Origin of the sequence: Enterobacter sp. WPR_3_1, assembly GCF_003635055.1 — a bacterium.
In the GTDB taxonomy this organism is placed as follows: Bacteria; Pseudomonadota; Gammaproteobacteria; order Enterobacterales; family Enterobacteriaceae; genus Enterobacter; species Enterobacter ludwigii.
The window spans coordinates 64,148-82,694 of record NZ_RBXU01000012.1; the positions used below are offsets into that span (position 1 = coordinate 64,148).

Annotated in this window: 18 protein-coding genes; 6 read left to right on the forward strand and 12 right to left on the reverse strand. The window is 57.9% G+C overall.

The genetic code is table 11. The features are described from left to right. Positions 1-21: 21 nt before the first annotated feature. The 4 genes from BJ887_RS16895 to sppA form a co-directional block, all read right to left on the reverse strand. A complete protein-coding gene (locus tag BJ887_RS16895; RefSeq protein ID WP_020884440.1) occupies positions 22-1,281 on the reverse strand; it encodes a glycoside hydrolase family 18 protein in 1,260 nt (419 codons plus the stop codon). A 170-nt stretch (positions 1,282-1,451) separates the two neighbouring features. Further along, positions 1,452-2,093: a bifunctional nicotinamidase/pyrazinamidase gene (gene pncA / locus BJ887_RS16900; protein ID WP_020884439.1), complete on the reverse strand. Its 642-nt coding sequence runs from the start codon at positions 2,091-2,093 to the stop codon at positions 1,452-1,454. Positions 2,094-2,102: 9 nt separating this feature from the next. Continuing rightward, positions 2,103-3,119 (reverse strand): asparaginase, encoded by a 1,017-nt coding sequence (ansA, locus tag BJ887_RS16905; protein ID WP_020884438.1) that lies wholly within the window; start codon positions 3,117-3,119, stop codon positions 2,103-2,105. Positions 3,120-3,182: 63 nt separating this feature from the next. Continuing rightward, the gene (gene sppA / locus BJ887_RS16910; RefSeq protein WP_121340173.1) at positions 3,183-5,039 is read right to left on the reverse strand and encodes a signal peptide peptidase SppA; all 1,857 of its coding nucleotides are present in this window, start codon (positions 5,037-5,039) and stop codon (positions 3,183-3,185) included. Between the two features lie 167 nt (positions 5,040-5,206). Between sppA and BJ887_RS16920 the strand changes: the two genes are divergently transcribed. The 3 genes from BJ887_RS16920 (at position 5,207) to BJ887_RS16930 (ending at position 8,830) form a co-directional block, all read left to right on the forward strand. Beyond that, positions 5,207-5,758, forward strand: a complete 552-nt coding sequence (locus BJ887_RS16920) for an NAD(P)H nitroreductase (protein ID WP_014169648.1) — start codon at positions 5,207-5,209, stop codon at positions 5,756-5,758. A 116-nt stretch (positions 5,759-5,874) separates the two neighbouring features. Further along, positions 5,875-6,918, forward strand: a complete 1,044-nt coding sequence (gene selD / locus BJ887_RS16925; protein WP_020884436.1) for a selenide, water dikinase SelD — start codon at positions 5,875-5,877, stop codon at positions 6,916-6,918. A 4-nt stretch (positions 6,919-6,922) separates the two neighbouring features. Further along, a complete protein-coding gene (locus tag BJ887_RS16930; RefSeq protein ID WP_020884435.1) occupies positions 6,923-8,830 on the forward strand; it encodes a DNA topoisomerase III in 1,908 nt (635 codons plus the stop codon). A 49-nt stretch (positions 8,831-8,879) separates the two neighbouring features. On the opposite strand, the gene gdhA is transcribed toward BJ887_RS16930, so the two are convergent. After that, positions 8,880-10,223 carry an NADP-specific glutamate dehydrogenase gene (gene gdhA / locus BJ887_RS16935; RefSeq protein WP_121340174.1) on the reverse strand — a complete coding sequence of 448 codons (1,344 nt, stop codon included), beginning with the start codon at positions 10,221-10,223 and terminating at the stop codon, positions 8,880-8,882. A gap of 228 nt (positions 10,224-10,451) precedes the next feature. Between gdhA and BJ887_RS16940 the strand changes: the two genes are divergently transcribed. Continuing rightward, complete coding sequence (locus BJ887_RS16940; RefSeq protein ID WP_020884433.1) at positions 10,452-10,724, forward strand: YnjH family protein; 273 nt, start codon at positions 10,452-10,454, stop codon at positions 10,722-10,724. Here BJ887_RS16940 and BJ887_RS16945 read toward each other — a convergent pair. Further along, a complete protein-coding gene (locus BJ887_RS16945; RefSeq protein WP_025204417.1) occupies positions 10,684-11,100 on the reverse strand; it encodes a pyrimidine (deoxy)nucleoside triphosphate diphosphatase in 417 nt (138 codons plus the stop codon). The genes BJ887_RS16940 and BJ887_RS16945 overlap by 41 nt on opposite strands. 75 nt (positions 11,101-11,175) lie before the next feature. Here BJ887_RS16945 and BJ887_RS16950 point away from each other — a divergent pair, with 75 nt between their 5' ends. Both BJ887_RS16950 and BJ887_RS16955 read left to right on the forward strand, forming a co-directional pair. Next, a complete protein-coding gene (locus tag BJ887_RS16950; protein ID WP_121340175.1) occupies positions 11,176-11,745 on the forward strand; it encodes a carboxymuconolactone decarboxylase family protein in 570 nt (189 codons plus the stop codon). Beyond that, positions 11,738-12,355 carry a CDP-alcohol phosphatidyltransferase family protein gene (locus BJ887_RS16955; protein WP_121340176.1) on the forward strand — a complete coding sequence of 206 codons (618 nt, stop codon included), beginning with the start codon at positions 11,738-11,740 and terminating at the stop codon, positions 12,353-12,355. The genes BJ887_RS16950 and BJ887_RS16955 overlap by 8 nt, the downstream gene beginning before the upstream one ends. On the opposite strand, the gene BJ887_RS16960 is transcribed toward BJ887_RS16955, so the two are convergent. From BJ887_RS16960 to xthA, 6 genes are all read right to left on the reverse strand, one after another. After that, positions 12,352-13,659 (reverse strand): rhodanese-like domain-containing protein, encoded by a 1,308-nt coding sequence (locus BJ887_RS16960; RefSeq protein WP_121340177.1) that lies wholly within the window; start codon positions 13,657-13,659, stop codon positions 12,352-12,354. The two genes, BJ887_RS16955 and BJ887_RS16960, sit on opposite strands and share 4 nt — an antisense overlap. 73 nt (positions 13,660-13,732) lie before the next feature. Then, positions 13,733-14,353: an ATP-binding cassette domain-containing protein gene (locus BJ887_RS16965; protein ID WP_032681219.1), complete on the reverse strand. Its 621-nt coding sequence runs from the start codon at positions 14,351-14,353 to the stop codon at positions 13,733-13,735. After that, entirely contained in the window at positions 14,353-15,882 is a 1,530-nt protein-coding gene (locus BJ887_RS16970) for a thiamine ABC transporter permease (protein WP_121340178.1), read from the reverse strand. Before BJ887_RS16970 ends, BJ887_RS16965 begins: the two co-directional genes overlap by 1 nt. Next, positions 15,855-17,015 (reverse strand): ABC transporter substrate-binding protein, encoded by a 1,161-nt coding sequence (locus BJ887_RS16975; protein WP_380025843.1) that lies wholly within the window; start codon positions 17,013-17,015, stop codon positions 15,855-15,857. The genes BJ887_RS16970 and BJ887_RS16975 overlap by 28 nt, the downstream gene beginning before the upstream one ends. 15 nt (positions 17,016-17,030) lie before the next feature. Beyond that, positions 17,031-17,714, reverse strand: a complete 684-nt coding sequence (locus BJ887_RS16980) for a TVP38/TMEM64 family protein (protein ID WP_121340180.1) — start codon at positions 17,712-17,714, stop codon at positions 17,031-17,033. A 6-nt stretch (positions 17,715-17,720) separates the two neighbouring features. Next, entirely contained in the window at positions 17,721-18,527 is an 807-nt protein-coding gene (gene xthA, locus BJ887_RS16985) for an exodeoxyribonuclease III (RefSeq protein WP_020884424.1), read from the reverse strand. Between the last annotated feature and the right edge of the window lie 20 nt (positions 18,528-18,547).

Genomic DNA, 18,547 nt, shown 5'->3' on the forward strand with positions numbered 1-18,547 from the left:
TGGAGAGAGGGCGTGCTTACCTTACTCTTTGGGTTTAATTCCCAGCGACTCCGCCAGCTGTTTCGCTAACTGGTTATTGTCATCCGCGCCGTACTCCCAGAACATCGCCCCGGCGAGACCTTTCTCCTTGATGTAATCCGCTTTGATGGCGACGGAACGCGGGTTCTCATAGGAAAGGGCAAACAGTGCCTTGCCGTCCGCCGCATTCACTGAAAGCCACGGCACTTGCGCCCGTTCGTCCCAGTGTTCGGTAAAACGCTTCTGCGGGTCGTTTAAGAGCTTTTTCACAATATCGTTGTACTTCACATACGTATCTTTGGTCAGGTCGTAACCCAGTGACGCGAACAAGCCGGTTTCCTGAGGCCCAAAGTAGGGCTGGGTCACCGGATGGTTTTGCGCATCGGGTTTTGTCCAGTCAATACCGGGCTCCACGGCGCGTTTCGGCACGCGGCCGTAAAAACCAATCCCGAGGTTCATCTGCTGCGGCTTCAGCCCGGCCGCCAGATAGTTGTTCACCACAAAATCCACGCTGTATTTGTCTGCGGCGGCCACCGTTGGCCAGTCGCTGGAGTCATACAGATTGGCGTTGAAATACTGTGTGCCATACGCCATGTCGTAGGTCATCAGGTTGATGTAGTCGAGCAGCGGGGCAATGGCCTTAACATCCACCCAGCTTTTCGGACTTTCTGCATTTGCCCCCACCGCGATGGTGACCAGCTTTTTATGGCCGAAGGCGGCGCGCAATTCTTTCAGCAGTGCGGTGAAGTTATCGCGATCGGCTGGCGTGCTGGCCACCAGCCCCCATGCGCCATTTACCGGGTATTCCCAGTCAAGATCGATGCCGTCGAGTGCATATTTTTCGACAATCTCCTGAGCCGAGCGGATAAACACCGCACGGCTCTCTTGGGTCGCGGCTGCGCCGGAGAAGCCACGCGCACCCCATCCGCCCACGGAGAGCAGCACTTTCAGGTTTGGATTTTGCTTACGCAGCGTCGGGATTAGCGCCAGATCGGCGGCGACTTTTGGCGACAGCCAGATCTGATGAAGTTTCGCTGGATCTTTCAGTGCAGCATGGGTTTCGTCTTTCTCATCGTTATAGACCAGACCAAATGAGTAGTTCAGGTGGGTAATCTGACGAACGTCGAGCGTATTGATATCGCCACCGGGACCGGCGGTGACATCGCCACCGCCGTTAAAATATCCCACAGACATCAGGGGAGTGGCGGAAGCAACTGACGCGCAAAGCAGGGGTAATGCTGCCAGCAAAGGCAAACGTTTCATACAAGTTCCTCTTTGACTTAACAAAAATAACCACGCCACGGAAAAGGCGTGGCGAAAAAACAGCCTGAAGAGAATAGCATTGCCGCTTCGCTGGTGATGCGAGGGAGTTCACTTTATGGGGAATGAGACGGGGCGTGCCGGGCAGCACTGTGGCTTGCCCGGCGAGAAGGTCAGGCGTGCGTTTCCAGCCAGTCTTCCAGGGTATACAGGGTGGCGCCTTCCGCGGCCATATCCATAAACGCCTGTGCGCTGTCCTGCGGTTGAATGTTCACCCCGCGACAGCCGTCGGTGATGACGCTGACGGTATAGCCTAGCTGGAGGGCGTCCAGCACGGTGAACTTCACGCAGTAATCCGTCGCCAGACCCAGCACAATCAGTTCGGTGATTTCGTGATGGCGTAACCACCCGTCCAGCGCCGTTTTCTGGCGATGTCCGTTATCAAAGAAGGCGCTGTAGCTGTCGATAGACGGGTTTTCCCCTTTATGAAACACCGCGTCGATGGCCTTCTGATTCAGCAGCGGATGCAGCTGCGCACCTTCCGTCTGCTGCACGCAGTGATCCGGCCAGAAGGTTTGTGCCAGGCCGTCAAGTTCACCCTGAGTGAAGGGCTCAACGCCGTGCTGGCTGGCAAAACTGCCGTGATCAGCCGGGTGCCAGTCCTGGCTTGCGACAACCGCCTCACCCCGCGTTTTGCACCACTCAATCAGCGTATTCGCCACGTCTACGGTGCTGTCACCTTCAGCGACGGCCAGTGCGCCGCCCGCACAGAAATCATTTTGCAAATCGACCAGTAACAGGGCGCGTTGCGTCATGGTGCCTCCTTATTCGTCCGGCGTCAGTTCGCCGCGCAGGTTTTGCATCATCGCGCTGCGGATGGACTGAATGTCCAGATCCTGACTCAGTAAATAGTGAAGTTTAGTCAGCGTGGCTTCAACGGTCATATCGAATCCGCTGATAACGCCTGCATGCGCGAGGGCGTTACCGGTGGCGTAACCGCCCATGTTGACTTTACCGGACATGCATTGCGTCAGGTTAACCACCACGATCCCGCGCTCGCTCGCTTCCTGCAGCTCTTTCAGGAACTCGCCGTTCTGCGGGGCATTGCCCACGCCGTATGAGCGCAGGATCAGCGCTTTTACCGGCTGGCGCAGGAAGTTACGCACCACATCTGCAGAGATACCCGGGTAAATCGTTACCACGCCAATCGGTTGCGGCGTGATCGGATGAACAATCAGTTCGCCCGCCGTGCTCGGCGCAGGCGGGGTGCCCAGACGACGAATATGGATGCCCGCCTCCAGCAGCGGCTGCAGGTTCGGTGAGGCGAAAGCGTCAAAGCCATCGGCGTGCGCCTTCGTGGTCCGGTTGCCGCGATACAGTCGGTTGTTGAAGAACAGCGACACTTCGTTAATCGGGTAATTCGCTGCCACATACAGGGAGTTGAGCAGGTTGATCTGCCCGTCAGAACGCAGCTCCGCCAGCGGAATTTGCGAGCCGGTGACGATGACGGGTTTGCCCAGATTCTCCAGCATGAAGGAGAGTGCCGAGGCGGTAAACGCCATTGTGTCGGTACCATGCAGGATCACAAAGCCGTCGTACTGGTCGTAATGGGCTTTAATGTCGTCCGCGATATGCTGCCAGTCTTCCGGCGTCATATCGGAGGAGTCCATCAGCGGCTCGTATTCGTGGATGGTGAAGTCAGGCATTTCCGGACGGTGGAATTCAGGCATCAGCGCGAGCTGGCGCTGAAGGTGGCCGGAGACCGGGATATAGCCGTTTTCAGAGCGCTGCATACCGATGGTACCGCCAGTGTAGGCTACATAAATCGATTTCTTCTGCATGGTAGTGAGTTCTTGTTCTTCAAAAGAAAAAAATCCCCTCTTCACGGGAAGAGGGGACGGTGTTTAACGGACGTTTGCGCAGGTCAGACAAAACGCGTAACGGCTTTGTGGATCGTTAAAGGCCGCCAGTTTGTCGCTTTCCGCTTTCATCGCTTTAGCCGCCGTCGCGACTGGCGCAGGCAGATACGCCTGCAGCGCCTCAGGCAACATGGCGCGCACGGAGCCGGACATGCTGTTCATCACCAGGTCAAAGAACGACGGCTCGTCCTGGTAATACTCAACGTGCCACTGCTTGAGCTTCGCCAGTTCGGCGGCTTTCTTCACCGCGTCATCAAAGTCGCCCAGGCTGTCTACCAGACCATTATTCTTCGCATCCTGGCCGGTCCAGACGTGGCCCTGCGCAATGTCGTCGATCTGTTGCGGTGTCTTTTTACGGGACTCTGCCACCAGCGTAATAAAGCGCTTATAGCCGTTCTCGATACTGAGCTGCATCATCTCAGAGACTTCAGGCGGCAGCGATTTGGTGACCGACACATCCGCCAGCGGTGAAGTGGCAACGCCATCGGTATGGACGCCCAGATAATCCAGGCTGTTTTCCACGGTGTTAATCACCCCAAAGATGCCAATCGAGCCGGTCAGCGTGCTCGGGTTGGCGACGATGTAGTTAGCCGGGGTTGAAATCCAGTAACCGCCCGAGGCCGCCATTCCACCCATCGATACCACTACCGGCTTGCCAGCTGCACGTGCCGCGGCAAGTTCAGCGCGGATCACTTCAGAAGCGCTGACGCTGCCGCCAGGGCTGTTTACGCGCAGTACAATCGCCTTCACTTTCGGATCAAGGCGAGCATCACGGATTTGCGATGCGGTGGTATCGCCACCCACGTTACCCGGCGTTTCCTCGCCGTCCATGATGGCACCATTAGCAAAGACCACTGCGACACTGTCACCGCTGTCATCCGGCTTTTTGGTCGCATAATCGTACATGCTGATAGCGCTGAAGTTTTTATCCTCTTTGCTCCAGCCAAACTGTTTGCTCAGTGATTTTTCGATATCCGCGCTGGTGCCCAGCGCATCGACCAGTTTGTTATCCAGCGCATATTTTGCGGTATCACCATCAACCTTGCGCAGGCCCTCCAGCACGCCCTGCGCGCCAGGGAACACCTGTTCAGCGGTTATCTGGCGGTTAGCGGCCACGGCGCTCAGATAGTTCTGCCACAGCTCACCAATCCAGCGGCTGTCCGCTTCACGGGCCGCAGGGGACATATCATCACGAATAAACGGCTCCACGGCGGATTTATAGGTTCCGACGCGGAAGACGTGGGTGGTGACTTTCAGTTTGTCGAGCAGCGATTTGTAATACAGACCGTTAGTGGCAAAGCCATGCAGATCGACCGTACCCTGCGGGGAGAGCCAGATTTTATTGGCGAAGCTGGCCAGATAATATTGCCCCTGGCTGTAGCTGTCCCCGACCGCAATCACCGGCTTGCCGCTGTCGCGGAATTCGCGCAGTGCTTTACCAATGTATTGCATTGAAGGCTGGTCGCCGCCGGCAAAATCTTTCAGATCCAGCACGATGCCGGTAATGTTGCGGTCATCTTTTGCCTGACGAATGGTGTCGACGATATCGAACAGGGAGTTTTCCTGAAGACGGTCTGATGTCGCGCCAAACAGCTGACGGCCAATAACGCCCAGACGATTGCTGGTGGACGGCTTATCGACGATGACGCCCGTGATATCAAGTAACAGCGCCCCGCGAGTCGAATGCTGCGCCTGATTTGCGTTGCTGATATGCATCCAGACGCCTGCGCAAACCAGAACCAGGAGGATGAAGAAGATATTCATCACCAGGTTGCGGACGAAGTTGAGCAGTCGCCACGTCCATTTAAAGAAACCGGCAATGATTCGCCAAAGGGTTCGCATGTATTCTCCCTAACCAGAAAATGACTGTTTCCGTCGCCACGGGACGGCAATGTGCGGTTATCGTAATGACCCAACCGTCACTTGTCAGCAGGAATCGCCTGCTACGCTGTAACAAAATCTGCCGCCGTGTTAATTTTGTGAGTAAATTTCAAGAAAGGAGTTAACCAATGGACGCACTTGAACTGCTTGTTAACCGCCGTAGCGCTTCACGTCTCACCGAGCCGGCGCCGGCTGGGGAGCAACTGGAGAATATTCTGCGTGCCGGCCTGCGTGCACCGGATCATGGTACGCTGCAGCCATGGCACTTCTTTGTGATTGAAGGTGAAGGCCGCGATCGTTTCAGTCAGATACTGGAGCAGGGGGCGGTTGCCGCAGGTCAGGATGAGAAGGGTATTGAGAAAGCCCGCAGTGCGCCATTCCGTGCGCCGATGATCATCGCTGTCGTGGCGAAATGTCAGGCCGACCACAAAGTGCCGGTCTGGGAGCAGGAAATGTCTGCCGGCTGTGCCGTCATGGCAATGCAAATGGCCGCCGTGGCGCAAGGGTTTAACGGTATCTGGCGCACAGGGCCGCTGACCAACAGCCAGCCGGTTCGCGACGGATTCGCCTGTGGTGAACATGATAAAATTGTCGGCTTCCTCTATCTCGGCACGCCTCAGCTTAAAGCCTCCGCCACCATTAATGTGCCGGACACCACGCCTTTCGTCAGCCGTTTCTGATAACGCGCGCTAAACTGTCTGGATTCTGAGCATCTGCCGCAGAATTCAGACAGTCATACTTACCTCTTTATGGAATGAGCGCTACCATAGCGCGATTGAGATGACAGGAGACGTCCATGAGCGAGCAAACCATTCGTTTAACGCAATACAGCCACGGAGCCGGTTGCGGTTGTAAAATTTCCCCGAAAGTGCTGGAGACCATTCTCCACAGTGAACAGGCGAAGTTTGTCGACCCGAACCTGCTTGTCGGTAACGAAACGCGTGACGATGCGGCAGTTTATGATCTGGGTAACGGCACCAGCATTATCAGTACCACCGACTTCTTTATGCCGATTGTCGACAACCCGTTCGATTTCGGGCGTATTGCGGCCACCAACGCCATCAGCGATATTTTCGCCATGGGGGGCAAACCGATTATGGCGATTGCCATTCTGGGCTGGCCGATTAACACCCTTGCTCCTGAAATTGCTCGTGAGGTGATCGAAGGGGGACGTTTTGCCTGCCAGCAGGCGGGGATCGCGCTGGCCGGGGGACATTCTATCGATGCGCCGGAGCCGATCTTCGGTCTCGCGGTCACGGGCGTGGTGCCCACCGAGCGCGTGAAACGCAACAGCACCGCGCAGGCGGGCTGCAAGCTGTTCCTCACCAAACCGCTGGGCATTGGTGTCCTCACTACTGCGGAGAAAAAATCGCTGCTGAAGCCGGAACACCAGGGGCTGGCAACCGAGGTCATGTGCCAGATGAATCTCGCGGGTGCGGCCTTTGCGAATATCGACGGCGTGAAAGCCATGACCGACGTGACCGGTTTTGGCCTTCTCGGACACCTCTCCGAAGTGTGTCAGGGCGCGGGCGTACAGGCGCAGGTCTGGTATCAGGACGTGCCGAAGCTGCCGGGTGTGGAGGAGTACATTGCAGCGGGCGCCGTTCCGGGCGGTACCCAGCGTAACTTTGCCAGCTATGGTCATCTGATGGGCGAAATGCCTGAAGCGTGGCGCAATCTGCTGTGCGATCCACAAACGTCCGGTGGTTTGCTGCTGGCGGTCACGCCAGACGCTGAAGCCGACGTTCAGGCGACGGCCGCAGAGTTTGGTATTACCCTGACGGCGATCGGTGAACTGGTGACCGCGCGCGGTGGCCGACCGATGATTGAGATCCGTTAATTCAATGCGGTTGTTTATTGCCGAAAAGCCGAGCCTGGCCCGTGCCATTGCCGATGTGCTGCCGAAGCCGCATCGCAAGGGCGACGGCTTTATCGAATGCGGTAACGGGCAGGTGGTCACCTGGTGTATCGGTCACCTGCTTGAGCAGGCGCAGCCGGATGTCTACGACAGCCGCTATGCCCGCTGGAACCTCAATGACCTGCCCATCGTCCCTGAAAAATGGCGCCTGCAGCCACGGCCTTCCGTCACCAAACAGCTCAACGTGATTAAACGTTTTTTGCATGACGCGACGGAAGTCATCCACGCAGGTGACCCGGACAGGGAAGGGCAACTGCTGGTGGATGAGGTGCTGGACTATCTGGAGCTGGCGCCGGAAAAACGCCAGCAGGTCCAACGCTGCCTGATTAACGACCTCAATCCGCAGGCCGTGGAGCGGGCCATTTCACGTCTGCGCGCGAACAGCGAATTTATTCCGCTGTGCGTTTCCGCGCTGGCCCGCGCTCGTGCGGACTGGCTTTACGGGATCAACATGACCCGCGCCTACACCATTCTGGGGCGTAATGCCGGTTATCAGGGCGTCCTCTCCGTCGGGCGTGTGCAAACGCCGGTGCTGGGGCTGGTGGTGCGTCGTGACGAAGAGATTGAGAATTTCGTCGCTAAAGATTTCTTTGAGGTTAAAGCGCATATCGTCACGCCAAAAGACGAGCGCTTTACCGCCGTCTGGCAGCCAAGCGATGCCTGCGAATCGTATCAGGATGAAGAGGGGCGGTTGCTGCACCGTCCGCTGGCGGAGCACGTGGTCAACCGGATTACCGGTCAGCCTGCTATTGTCACCAGCTATAACGATAAACGGGAATCAGAACCCGCGCCGCTGCCGTTCTCGCTTTCCGCGCTGCAGATTGAAGCGGCGAAACGCTTCGGTCTGAGCGCGCAGAACGTCCTTGATATCTGCCAGAAGCTCTACGAAACCCACAAACTCATTACCTATCCGCGTTCGGACAGCCGGTATCTGCCGGAAGAGCACTTTGCCGGCCGTCACTCGGTGATGAACGCCATTGCCGTTCACGCGCCGGATCTGCTGCCACAACCGGTTGTGAATCCGGACATTCATAACCGCTGCTGGGATGATAAAAAGGTGGATGCCCACCATGCGATTATCCCTACGGCGCGCGCCAGCAACGTTAACCTCACGGAAAACGAAGCGAAGGTGTATAACCTGGTTGCTCGTCAGTACCTGATGCAGTTCTGCCCGGACGCCGTGTTCCGCAAATGCGTGATTGAGCTGGAAATTGCCAAAGGAAAATTTATCGCCAAGGCGCGTTTCCTGGCGGAGGCTGGCTGGCGCACGCTGCTTGGCAACAAAGAGCGTGACGAAGAGAATGACGGCACGCCGCTGCCGGTGGTCGCCAAAGATGACGAGCTGCTGTGTGAGAAAGGCGAAGTGGTTGAACGCCAGACCCAACCGCCGCGCCACTTCACCGATGCGACACTGCTCTCGGCAATGACCGGGATCGCCCGTTTTGTTCAGGATAAGGATCTGAAGAAGATCTTGCGTGCCACCGACGGACTGGGCACGGAAGCGACCCGTGCGGGCATTATCGAGCTGCTGTTTAAGCGCGGTTTTCTGGAGAAAAAAGGGCGCTATATCCACTCGACTGAACCGGGGCGCGCATTGATCCACTCACTGCCTGAGCTGGCCGCAAGGCCGGACATGACGGCACACTGGGAATCTGTGCTGACGCAAATCAGTGAAAAGCAGTGTCGCTATCAGGACTTTATGCAGCCGCTGGTGGGGACCTTGTACGAGCTGATTAACCAGGCGCGTAATACGCCGGTGAAGCAGTTCCGGGGGATGGTTGCACCGGGTGGTGCGCCGAAGAAACCGTTCAAAAAGAAAAAAAGCGCAGCCTGATGTGCTTTCGGTTGTCGCCCTCTCCCGACGGGAAAGGGCGACAGCGTGCTTAGATAACCCCTTGCCCCATCATCGCATCCGCGACCTTCACGAACCCGGCGATATTTGCTCCGCGCACGTAGTTGGTTTGCGATGCCTCACCGCCGTACTCGACGCAGGCGTGGTGAATATCCAGCATAATGTGGTGCAGACGCGCATCCACTTTCTCTGCCTTCCAGCCGAGGCGCGCGGCGTTTTGCGCCATCTCCAGGCCAGAGGTCGCCACGCCACCGGCGTTCGCGGCTTTGCCCGGCGCAAACAGCACGCCAGCCTCAAGGAACAGATCGGTCGCTTCGATGGTGGTTGGCATATTCGCCCCTTCGGCCACGGCCTTCACGCCGTTGGTAATCAGGGTGCGTGCGGCCTCGGTATCCAGTTCGTTCTGGGTCGCACATGGCAGGGCGATATCGACCGGCACGCCCCACGGCTGTTTGCCTTCGAGCCAGGTCAGACCAAATTCACGGGCATAATCCGCCAGACGGCCGTCGCGGCTGGCTTTAATGTCGCACAGGCGAGACAGCTTCTCGGCCGTAAAACCGGCTTCATCCACCACGGTACCGCGTGAATCTGACGCGGTAACCACGCGGGCACCAAACTGCATCGCCTTCTCAATGGCGTACTGAGCCACGTTACCGGAGCCGGACACCGCCACGCGCATACCTTCAAACCCTAAGCCGTGGCGCTTCAGCATCGCCTCGGTAAAATAGACCAGCCCGTAGCCGGTGGCTTCCGGACGGATCAGGCTGCCGCCAAAGGAGAGCCCTTTGCCCGTAAAGACACAGGCGCTATTATTCGAAAGCTTTTTCATCATGCCGGCCATAAAGCCCACTTCACGCGCACCGACGCCGATATCGCCCGCCGGAACGTCAGTATCGGGACCAAGATGACGATAGAGTTCGGTCATCAGCGCCTGACAGAAACGCATCACTTCGCCTTCGCTTTTGCCTTTCGGATCGAAATCACTGCCGCCTTTCCCGCCGCCCATGGGCAGGGTCGTAAGGGCGTTTTTAAACGTCTGCTCAAAGCCGAGGAATTTTAAAATCGACAGATTCACGGAAGGATGGAAACGCATCCCGCCCTTAAACGGGCCGATGGCGGAATTAAACTGCACGCGCCACGCGCGGTTAACCTGGACCTGATTACGGTCATCTACCCAGGTCACGCGAAACTGGATCACGCGCTCCGGCTCCACGAGGCGCTCAAGCAGTGACATCTGGCGATAACGTGGGTTTTCTTCAAGGAACGGCCACAACGTGGTCATGACTTCACGTACGGCCTGCGCAAACTCACTTTGATGCGGGTCGCGCTGTTGAACATAAGAGAGGAAAGTTTCCAGAGAGCGTGTCTGATCCATAGATATAAGAACCCCTTATATTATTTTATGTATATTGCTTATACGAATTGTGTTGTTTTTTTGACTATACCATCCGTACCGCTTTGTGAAGCAAGCAGAAATGCATGCCGAAAGGGAAATTAATCAGCGGGGCTGCGTCATAACCAAAAGCGATGACGAGATAAATTAAAGGTTCTGCGCCGGTTTACCGTTATAGTCTTTATCAGGGCACAACAGGAAGATAAGTCTATGAACCGTTACGTGATAGCCGCGTTATGTTTGATGTTTACCGCAGGCGCGCAGGCAGACCGCATTCGCCCGGATGTGGACGTGAATGTGCCGCCGGAGGTGTTCAGCTCCAACGGCCAGCGAGCGCAGCCGTGTAACCAGTGCTGCATCTATCAGGATCAGAACTATTCGGAAGGGGCAGTGGTAAAAGCGGACGGCATTCTGTTGCAGTGCCAGCGTGATGAACGCACCATTAGCACGAATCCGCTGGTCTGGCGTCGCGTAAAACAATAAACGCCTCCAGCAGCGGGATGTCCGCAGGCGCTAAGTTGAAACCAAATGCATCTTCGGGCGTACACCACACCAGCGCACTGTGGTAATGCGCCGTCAGCGCGCCGCTGAACGCCGGAACGTGCCAGGCGTGAAGGTTGATTAACCGCTGTGACACCTCACGCTGATGGCTTGCCACATACTCACCAGGCTGCGCGTGGATGCCGAGCTCTTCGTGCAGCTCGCGGACAAGCGCCTCGGGCTGCGTCTCACCGGCTTCTACTTTTCCGCCTGCGAATTCCCACATGCCCGGCTGGTCGGCATGAGCCGGGCGCTGGGCCAGTAAAATTTTGTTGTCTTTTTCGATGATTGCCGCAACGACATCGACTGTTTTTAGCATGGTCGTCAATACTTGTTAGCGAAAAACACCATATTATCGTGCCCTTTCTAAGAGTCCAGCCATCAGGAGAATCAGGTGAAAGAGACGTCCACCTGGGTAGATCCCATCGCCACCCTTCCGGTCAGCATTAAACCGATTGCCGCCATGCAGAAAAAACACTTTGGTGCTGTGCTTAACCCCACGCGCTGGTGGGGAAGGATGCCACGTCTTTTCTGGCTGGTGGCATTGTTCGTCGGTTTTCTCGAACGTCGTCACGCGCGCCTGTCGCCGGTGCTTCGTTCGCTGTTAATGACCCGGGTATCGCAGCTTTGTCACTGTGCTTTTTGTATCGATGCCAACAGTTTGCGCCTGGCGGAGCGCTCGGGCGCATTGGATAAGGTTCAGGCCGTCAACGCGTGGCGTGATTCCGCTCTTTTTAGCGAAGAGGAGCGTGCGGCGCTGGCCTATGCCGAGGCTGTCACCGCGACGCCGCCCCGTGTGAATGACGAAATCAAAAGTGAGATCACACGCCATTTCAGCGAGGACGCGATCGCCGAAATGACGGCGCTGGTTGCGTTTCAGAATCTCTCTGCACGCTTTAATGCCGCGCTGGACATCCCGGCGCAGGGGTTATGTGCCACGTTTAAAGAGGATCCCCATGCTTGATCGTCATCTGCACCCGCGGATTAAACCCACGCTCAACCGACTGGTGTCAGTAGTGGATAAGCCGGGGATCACGCCTGACGGATTAACCCTGACCGGGTTTGCCATAGGCGTTCTGGCCTTACCGTTTCTGGCCCTCGGCTGGTATCCGGCGGCGCTCGTCGCCATCGTGCTGAATCGCCTACTGGATGGTCTGGACGGTGCGCTGGCGCGCCGGCGCGGGCTGACGGATGCGGGAGGATTTCTTGATATCGCCCTCGATTTTCTGTTTTACGCGCTGGTTCCCTTCGGATTCGCGCTGGCGGCCCCCGCAGAGAATGCGCTTGCCGCTGGCTGGCTGTTGTTTGCCTTTATCGGTACCGGGAGCAGTTTTCTGGCATTTGCCACGCTGGCAGCGAAACACAACATCGACAACCCCGGCTACGCGCATAAGTCGTTTTACTATATTGGTGGGTTAACGGAGGGGACGGAGACGATCGCCCTGTTTGTGCTGTGCTGCCTCTTTCCGGCGCACTTCAGCGTGCTGGCGTGGATATTTGGCGCGTTGTGCTGGCTGACCACCACAACGCGCATCTGGAGCGGGTATGTGACGCTGAAGTCACTTACCCGTTAGCGTGTACTTTCTGGCCCGCGTTTTCCGCTGGAGACGGGGTTCTGTGGATGACTGCTCCACTCGTACCAGCCGCCGTCATAGACGGCGACATTTTTCCAGCCCATCGCCCGTGCGTACATAAACGTCTCGGACGCACGCCAGCCGGTGCCGCAGTAAAACGCGACGTGCTGTTCCGGCAGGATGTTCCAGGTTTTCCACATGGCGGCGATGTCGTCAGCGCTGCGCATGGTGCCATCCGGATTATGGAAATCTTCCATATGGGTGGCGTCGCTACCGGCATGACCCCAGCGGGCACCGGCAATTTCACCTTTTGGCTTGATGTAGCTGTAGCCGCTGGTTTCGCCGATGAACTCCGGCCAGGAACGAATGCTGACCAGCGACGCGTCCTGGCGATGCAGCATCCCGCGTGCTTGCGCCATATCCACCATCAACTGCGGCTGGCCGGGGATCGGTGCCCCAAAATCGGGGGCGGGCTTCACGTCTTTGGGCATTCCCCGTTCAACCGGCAGACCCGCGTCAGACCAGGCTTTCCAGCCGCCATCAAGAATGCGGACGTCCTTCACGCCCGCATACAGCATGATCTGCGCCACGCGGGCGGCGGCATATACGTCACGGCCATACAGAATGACGGTCGTATCGTGACGGATCCCGTGCTTCGCCAGCATCGCTTTTAGCGTGTCGTCAGAAACTTTATTCCACAGCGGTTCGCTTTCCACTTCGTTGGTATCAATGTAGCCGGCACCGGGAATATGGTTCAGCAGATAAAACTTCGGCGCGCCCCATGCGGCTTCAATGACTTTCCAGTCGCCCGTCGGCGCGGCAGCGACGGGTTTACCCTGCTGAAGCTGGTGGATCCACTCCGGGTAGACGAGTTGTTCAAAGTGCGGCAAACGCTGCAGACGCTCAGGTACCTGCAGGGCATCGTTGAGCACGGAAATCTGGTGGTAGCCGGCTTTTTCCAGCCGCGCTTTGACCGCCTGATTATCGGCGTCGCGACCGTAGAGCGCGATCGTCATGGCCGGCGTAAGCTGGTGCTGTCTGGCCCAGACGGCAATCTGGTCATCGCTCATCGCGCCAAGCCAGGAGGCGGAAAGGTTAAGTGCGGCGGGCTCATGCCCGGAGGGCGCGCTCAGCGTTTGCGGCCAGCCGTTGTAAAACGCGCTGGCGCGGGTGTCGATCACCGCGCCGTGTTGTGCCTGAAGTTGAGACAGCGTCATGGCGTGCGGCATATCAGCAGCCAGAGAGGAAAATGAAGCGAGGCCGCACAGCATGGCCAGCGCGGTCAGTTGAGAAACACGTTTCATCGAATAACCTGACGTCAGTAAAAGAGGGGGGCATTGTCGTCTCTCCTGAAAGGTAAAACATTGCGTTAGCACATTATTGCCAGCGAGAAATCTCAATCACTTCGCCGCCCGGGGGCACGTCTTCGTCGTCATGCGTGACCAGAACCACCGGAATATTGCGTGCGCGGGTAGTGTCAAATACCCATGCCCGAAACGAGGCGCGTAACGCATTATCGAGACGGCTGAACGGTTCATCCAGCAGTAACGCCTGCGGCTCTGCAAGCAGGGCACGCAGCAGACTGACCCGGGCACGTTCGCCGCCGGAAAGGGTCGCCGGATCGCTGGCGTAATGCCCGGCAAGCCCGGCAGAACCGAGCGCCTGCTCGACTGCTTCCCGCCGTGCTCGTCCGACAATCCGTTCAGGTAATGCCAGCAGCAAATTTTGGCCGACGCTGAAATGGTCAAACAGCAGGGCATCCTGAAAGAGGATCCCCAACCCGCGGGCCTCCACGGGCAGTCCGTCGCAGCGACGTTCATCAAGCCACAGTTCGCCCTGAGCCTGAAAGTCGTCTGGCAGTGCGCCCACCATCCAGGCAAAAAGGGTTGATTTTCCGCTGCCGGAAGGCCCCATCAGCGTGACTATTTCGCCGCGTGGCACACAAAAATTGACCTCGCGGAAAAGCGGTTCAATGGTGAGATTGCTGACCTGCAGCATTAACGTAATCCTCGTCGGTAACGGCTTGCGAGCCGGGATAGCAGGGCGGCGAGGGCAAACACGCTCCCCGTGACCAACAGCAACCCCAGCGCCCGGTTAGCCAGAAGCGGAATGCTGCCTCCACTGCTGAGCGCCACGGTTTCAGTGGTCAGCGTCGCAAAACGGCCTGCGCCCAGCCAGAGGGTTGGCATGTATTGCGCCATGCTGACGGAAAACCCGGTCGCGAAAGCCAGCAGCGCCGGGCGTACCAGCAAGGGGCATTTCAGCCAGCAGAAGATTTTTCCCCGCCGCCAGCCGAGCGTTCTGGCGGTAAGGATCAGCCGGGGATCGATCCTCTGCCAGGCTGGCTGGAGGACCAACAACATCCACGGTAAAACCCACAGCAGATGGCTCCACAGCACGGCGGCATAGTGCCCGTCGATACCCAGTCGCAACGCGATAACATATTGTCCGGTAACGAGGGGCAGCGCCGGCAGCGCCAGCGGCAACCACACCCACTGTGTGCCTCGCTGCGGTCCCCACTCAAGCCAGAGAACAATTACCCCCAGCGAAATCAGGCTGGCGAGCAGGCCAAAGGAGAGGCTGGCGCCAACCGCACCGATGTCGTCCCGCTGCGCCAGCATGAGCAGCACGACCGCGCAAAGTACCCCGCAGGCGGGCAGAAATCCGCTGAGCAGACGCGCTGGTGGTGCGATAAGCGACATTCGACGGCGTCCGCTCAGATCCGGCAGCGTGCGACGCCAGAGTCTCCATGTGCCGTAACCCAGTGCAGAAAGCGCGGCCAGCAGCAGAAGGAGAAGCAGGCACAGCAGCGTTCCCTTTGTCTGCTGCTGCGCATCGCCCTGACTGAGCCACTGCCACGCCAGTACGGCAAGCGTCGGGGGATTGCCGGGCCCGAGCACCATCGCCACGTCCACAACCGACAGGGACCAGGCCAGCACCGCCAGCATCACCGCGCCAAGAGCCGGCGCGATCGTTGGAAGGATGAGCCAGTTCAGCGCCTGAAAACGCCCGTAGCCGAAGGTATGCAGCACGACCTTTTGCTGCGCAAGGCGTTTTTCCGGCAGGACGGCGTAAAGGGCCCACAGCACAAACGCGCTCTCTTTTACCGCAAGCGTCAGCCCCAGCCCTGCACCGTATCGGTCAAGCGGCGGCGTACAGACGCTACACACCTGATACAACAGGCCTCCTTCGGCAAACAGCAGTAAAGCGCTGGTGGCAAAGGCCACATGAGGAACGGCGAGCAGCCACGGCAGCCGGCTGCTGAGCCGTCGCCAGCGCTCGCCCGGCCACAGGAGGGCCACGAGCACCAGGGCGATAAACATCGACCCCAGCGTTGCGATAAGCGTTGAGACCAGCGTGGCGACCGTTGCCTGTGGCAGCTGCGGGTCGTTAAGCAGCAACTGCCAGTTGTTCAGCGAGAATGCCGGGGCAAACAGTATGGCGGCGGCGGGAAGCAACGGCAGGTAGATGACCGCCATCGCCAGCCAGACGAGCCAGCTCAGCGGGTGCCGTAACGACGCAGCCATTCCTGCTCCAGCGCGTTAACCCAGGCAGCGTGCGGCTCGGGAAGCATTTTTGGCAGCCCTGCCGGCGTATGGGCAGCGAGCTGCTTCGCTTCTTTTTCGGGCAGTGTTTTCGCATCCAGTACGCTCGGGTCTCCCCAGATGGCCGGGTCGGCCTTGCGGATTTGCGCCTGCGGTGAAAGGAGGAAATTGGCGACCACCTTCGCGCCTGCGCTTGCGCTGGCATTCGACGGAATGGCCACAAAATGGACGTTGCCTATCATTCCGTTGTCAAAACCAACGCTGTAGCTGTCGGCAGGCAGTTCACCGCTGGCCACTTTTTGCTGCGCATGTGCCGGGTTAAAGGTCAGGGAGAGATTGAGACTACCGCTGGCAAGCAAGGTATCCATTCTGGCGGGCGAGGGAGGAAAGTCCTCTCCCTTTCGCCACAGCAGCGGGTGTAATTTGTCCAGGTAGTGCCACAGCGGAGCCGTCACCTGGGCAAAGGTGTTATCAGGGGCTTTTTGCAACGCCTCCGGGTGAGCGGTGAGGTTCAGGAGCAACTGTTCCAGAAATGCCGTACCGGTAAAATCGGGCGGGCGTGGGTAGCTGACTTTGCCCGGATGCTGCTGCGCATACGCCAGCAACGCCTGAGGATCGTTTGGGGGCGCAGGCAGGCTTGCGTGGCGGGCAATAAAGGTGAGCTGCGCACTGCCCCACGGGGATTCCGCGCCATCGGTGGGGACAGCAAAATCCTCCATAACCGGTTTGCGGGTATCGACATAGCGCCAGTTGGGCAAGGTCTGCGCCCATCCGGTTTGCAGCAGATTAGCGGCTTTCAGGGTACGGAAGTTCTCACCGTTGACCCATAAGAGGTCGACTGACCCGTTCGTTTTCCGGCCTGCGGCGGCTTCTGTTTGAATACGTTTGACCGCATCGGCGGCATCCGCCAGTGGGACGATTTTAAGGGTTATGTCGTAATGCGTTTTCATCTCACCGCTTACCCACTCGAGATAGCGGTTTACCGCCCGATCGCCGCCCCAGGCGTTAAACCAGACGGTCTGGCCTTTGGCTTGTTGTTGGATAGCCTGCCAGTTGTCCGCTGCAAACAGCGGGGCTGCCAGCAGCAGACCGCTCAGAAACGTGCAAAAACGCACACGGCGCATAATGCCTCACTTTTTTGATGAAGGGGTAAAACGGGAAAACAGCCAGCGCGTCGCCAGCGGCAATAACCCCAGTAGTGTAAAGGCGAATATCAGTCCCGGCGATAAAATATCGCGAAGCGAATTCACTTTCCCCAGCGCGCGTCCGGCGTTCAGAAAGATAATGGTTGCAGGCAGCATGGCGACCTGGCTCACCCACCAGTAGTGACTGACCGCAATACGTGTCAGCCCCATGAGCAGATTCACCAGAAAAAACGGGAACAAGGGCATCAGACGCAGGGCAAAAAGATACCCTGCACCGTCCCGCGCCATACCGGCGTTCACCGTATTCATCTGCGATGTGAATCGCCGCTGTACCCAGTCGCGCAGCAGATAACGGCTGGCAAGCATCGCCAGCGTGGCGCCGAGGGTAGAAGCAAACGAGACCAGCAGGGTACCTTCCCACAGCGTAAACAGCGCTCCCGCCAGCAGCGTCAGTATCGCCGCACCGGGTATCGACAGGGCGGAGACCAACACGTAGAGGGCGAAAAAGAAAAACGCGCTTTGCCACGGTGCCTGTTCCACGTGCGAGAGGAGCGACTGCTGGTGCGTTTTGATGGTTTCCAGGGAGAGCGTCCCCGGCGGAAGAAAGACGAAGGTCAGAACAAATGCGCCCAGAAGGGCGCACATCAGGAGTATTTTTTGCGTGTTCACACGAGGTTACAGTTTGAATTTCGCCCAGACCGGCGCATGGTCAGACGGTTTTTCCATGCTGCGGATATCATAGTCGATGCCGGTTTCGATGCAGCGTTCCGCCAGCGGCGGGCTGGCCAGCAGCAGGTCTATACGCAGACCGCGATTGTCATCAAAGCCTTTTGAGCGGTAGTCAAACCACGAGAAGCGATCCTGCGTTTCCGGGTTGGCGGTGCGGAAAGTATCAACCAGGCCCCAGCCGAGCAGGCGTTCCATCCACTCGCGTTCTTCCGGCAGGAAAGAACATTTACCGGTACGCAACCAGCGTTTGCGGTTCTCTTCTCCAATGCCGATATCGAGATCGGTCGGGCTGATATTCATGTCGCCCATGATCAGCACCGGATTCTCTTTTTTCAGTTCGGTGGTCAGGTAATCCTGCAGATCCTGATAAAACTTTGCTTTGGCCGGGAATTTTGTCTCATGGTCGCGGCTCTCACCCTGCGGGAAATACCCGTTAATCACCGTGATATTGCCAAGTGGTGAAGGAATTTCCGCCATGATGATGCGACGCTGCGCTTCGCCATCATCGCCCGGGAAGCCACGACGTACGGAAACCGGCGTCTCTTTGGTCAGCAGCGCCACGCCATAGTGACCTTTCTGTCCGTGATAGAAGACGTTGTAACCGAGCTTCGCCACCTCTTCGAGGGGGAACATATCGTCGTGAACTTTTGTCTCCTGCAGGCCGATCACATCTGGCTGATGTTGCTCAACAATTGCTTCAAGCTGGTGAGGGCGGGCACGCAGGCCGTTGATATTAAAAGAGACAAATTTCATAGTCGCTGCCAATGCAAGGT

Excerpts from the sequence above, each read along its gene's own strand:
- BJ887_RS16895 (WP_020884440.1), bottom strand. The coding sequence starts at position 1,281 with ATGAAACGTTTGCCTTTGCTGGCAGCATTACCCCTGCTTTGCGCGTCA.
- pncA (WP_020884439.1), bottom strand. The coding sequence starts at position 2,093 with ATGACGCAACGCGCCCTGTTACTGGTCGATTTGCAAAATGATTTCTGT.
- ansA (WP_020884438.1), bottom strand. The coding sequence starts at position 3,119 with ATGCAGAAGAAATCGATTTATGTAGCCTACACTGGCGGTACCATCGGT.
- sppA (WP_121340173.1), bottom strand. The coding sequence starts at position 5,039 with ATGCGAACCCTTTGGCGAATCATTGCCGGTTTCTTTAAATGGACGTGG.
- BJ887_RS16920 (WP_014169648.1), top strand. The coding sequence starts at position 5,207 with ATGGACGCACTTGAACTGCTTGTTAACCGCCGTAGCGCTTCACGTCTC.
- selD (WP_020884436.1), top strand. The coding sequence starts at position 5,875 with ATGAGCGAGCAAACCATTCGTTTAACGCAATACAGCCACGGAGCCGGT.
- BJ887_RS16930 (WP_020884435.1), top strand. The coding sequence starts at position 6,923 with ATGCGGTTGTTTATTGCCGAAAAGCCGAGCCTGGCCCGTGCCATTGCC.
- gdhA (WP_121340174.1), bottom strand. The coding sequence starts at position 10,223 with ATGGATCAGACACGCTCTCTGGAAACTTTCCTCTCTTATGTTCAACAG.
- BJ887_RS16940 (WP_020884433.1), top strand. The coding sequence starts at position 10,452 with ATGAACCGTTACGTGATAGCCGCGTTATGTTTGATGTTTACCGCAGGC.
- BJ887_RS16945 (WP_025204417.1), bottom strand. The coding sequence starts at position 11,100 with ATGCTAAAAACAGTCGATGTCGTTGCGGCAATCATCGAAAAAGACAAC.
- BJ887_RS16955 (WP_121340176.1), top strand. The coding sequence starts at position 11,738 with ATGCTTGATCGTCATCTGCACCCGCGGATTAAACCCACGCTCAACCGA.
- BJ887_RS16960 (WP_121340177.1), bottom strand. The coding sequence starts at position 13,659 with ATGAAACGTGTTTCTCAACTGACCGCGCTGGCCATGCTGTGCGGCCTC.
- BJ887_RS16965 (WP_032681219.1), bottom strand. The coding sequence starts at position 14,353 with ATGCTGCAGGTCAGCAATCTCACCATTGAACCGCTTTTCCGCGAGGTC.
- BJ887_RS16970 (WP_121340178.1), bottom strand. The coding sequence starts at position 15,882 with ATGGCTGCGTCGTTACGGCACCCGCTGAGCTGGCTCGTCTGGCTGGCG.
- xthA (WP_020884424.1), bottom strand. The coding sequence starts at position 18,527 with ATGAAATTTGTCTCTTTTAATATCAACGGCCTGCGTGCCCGCCCTCAC.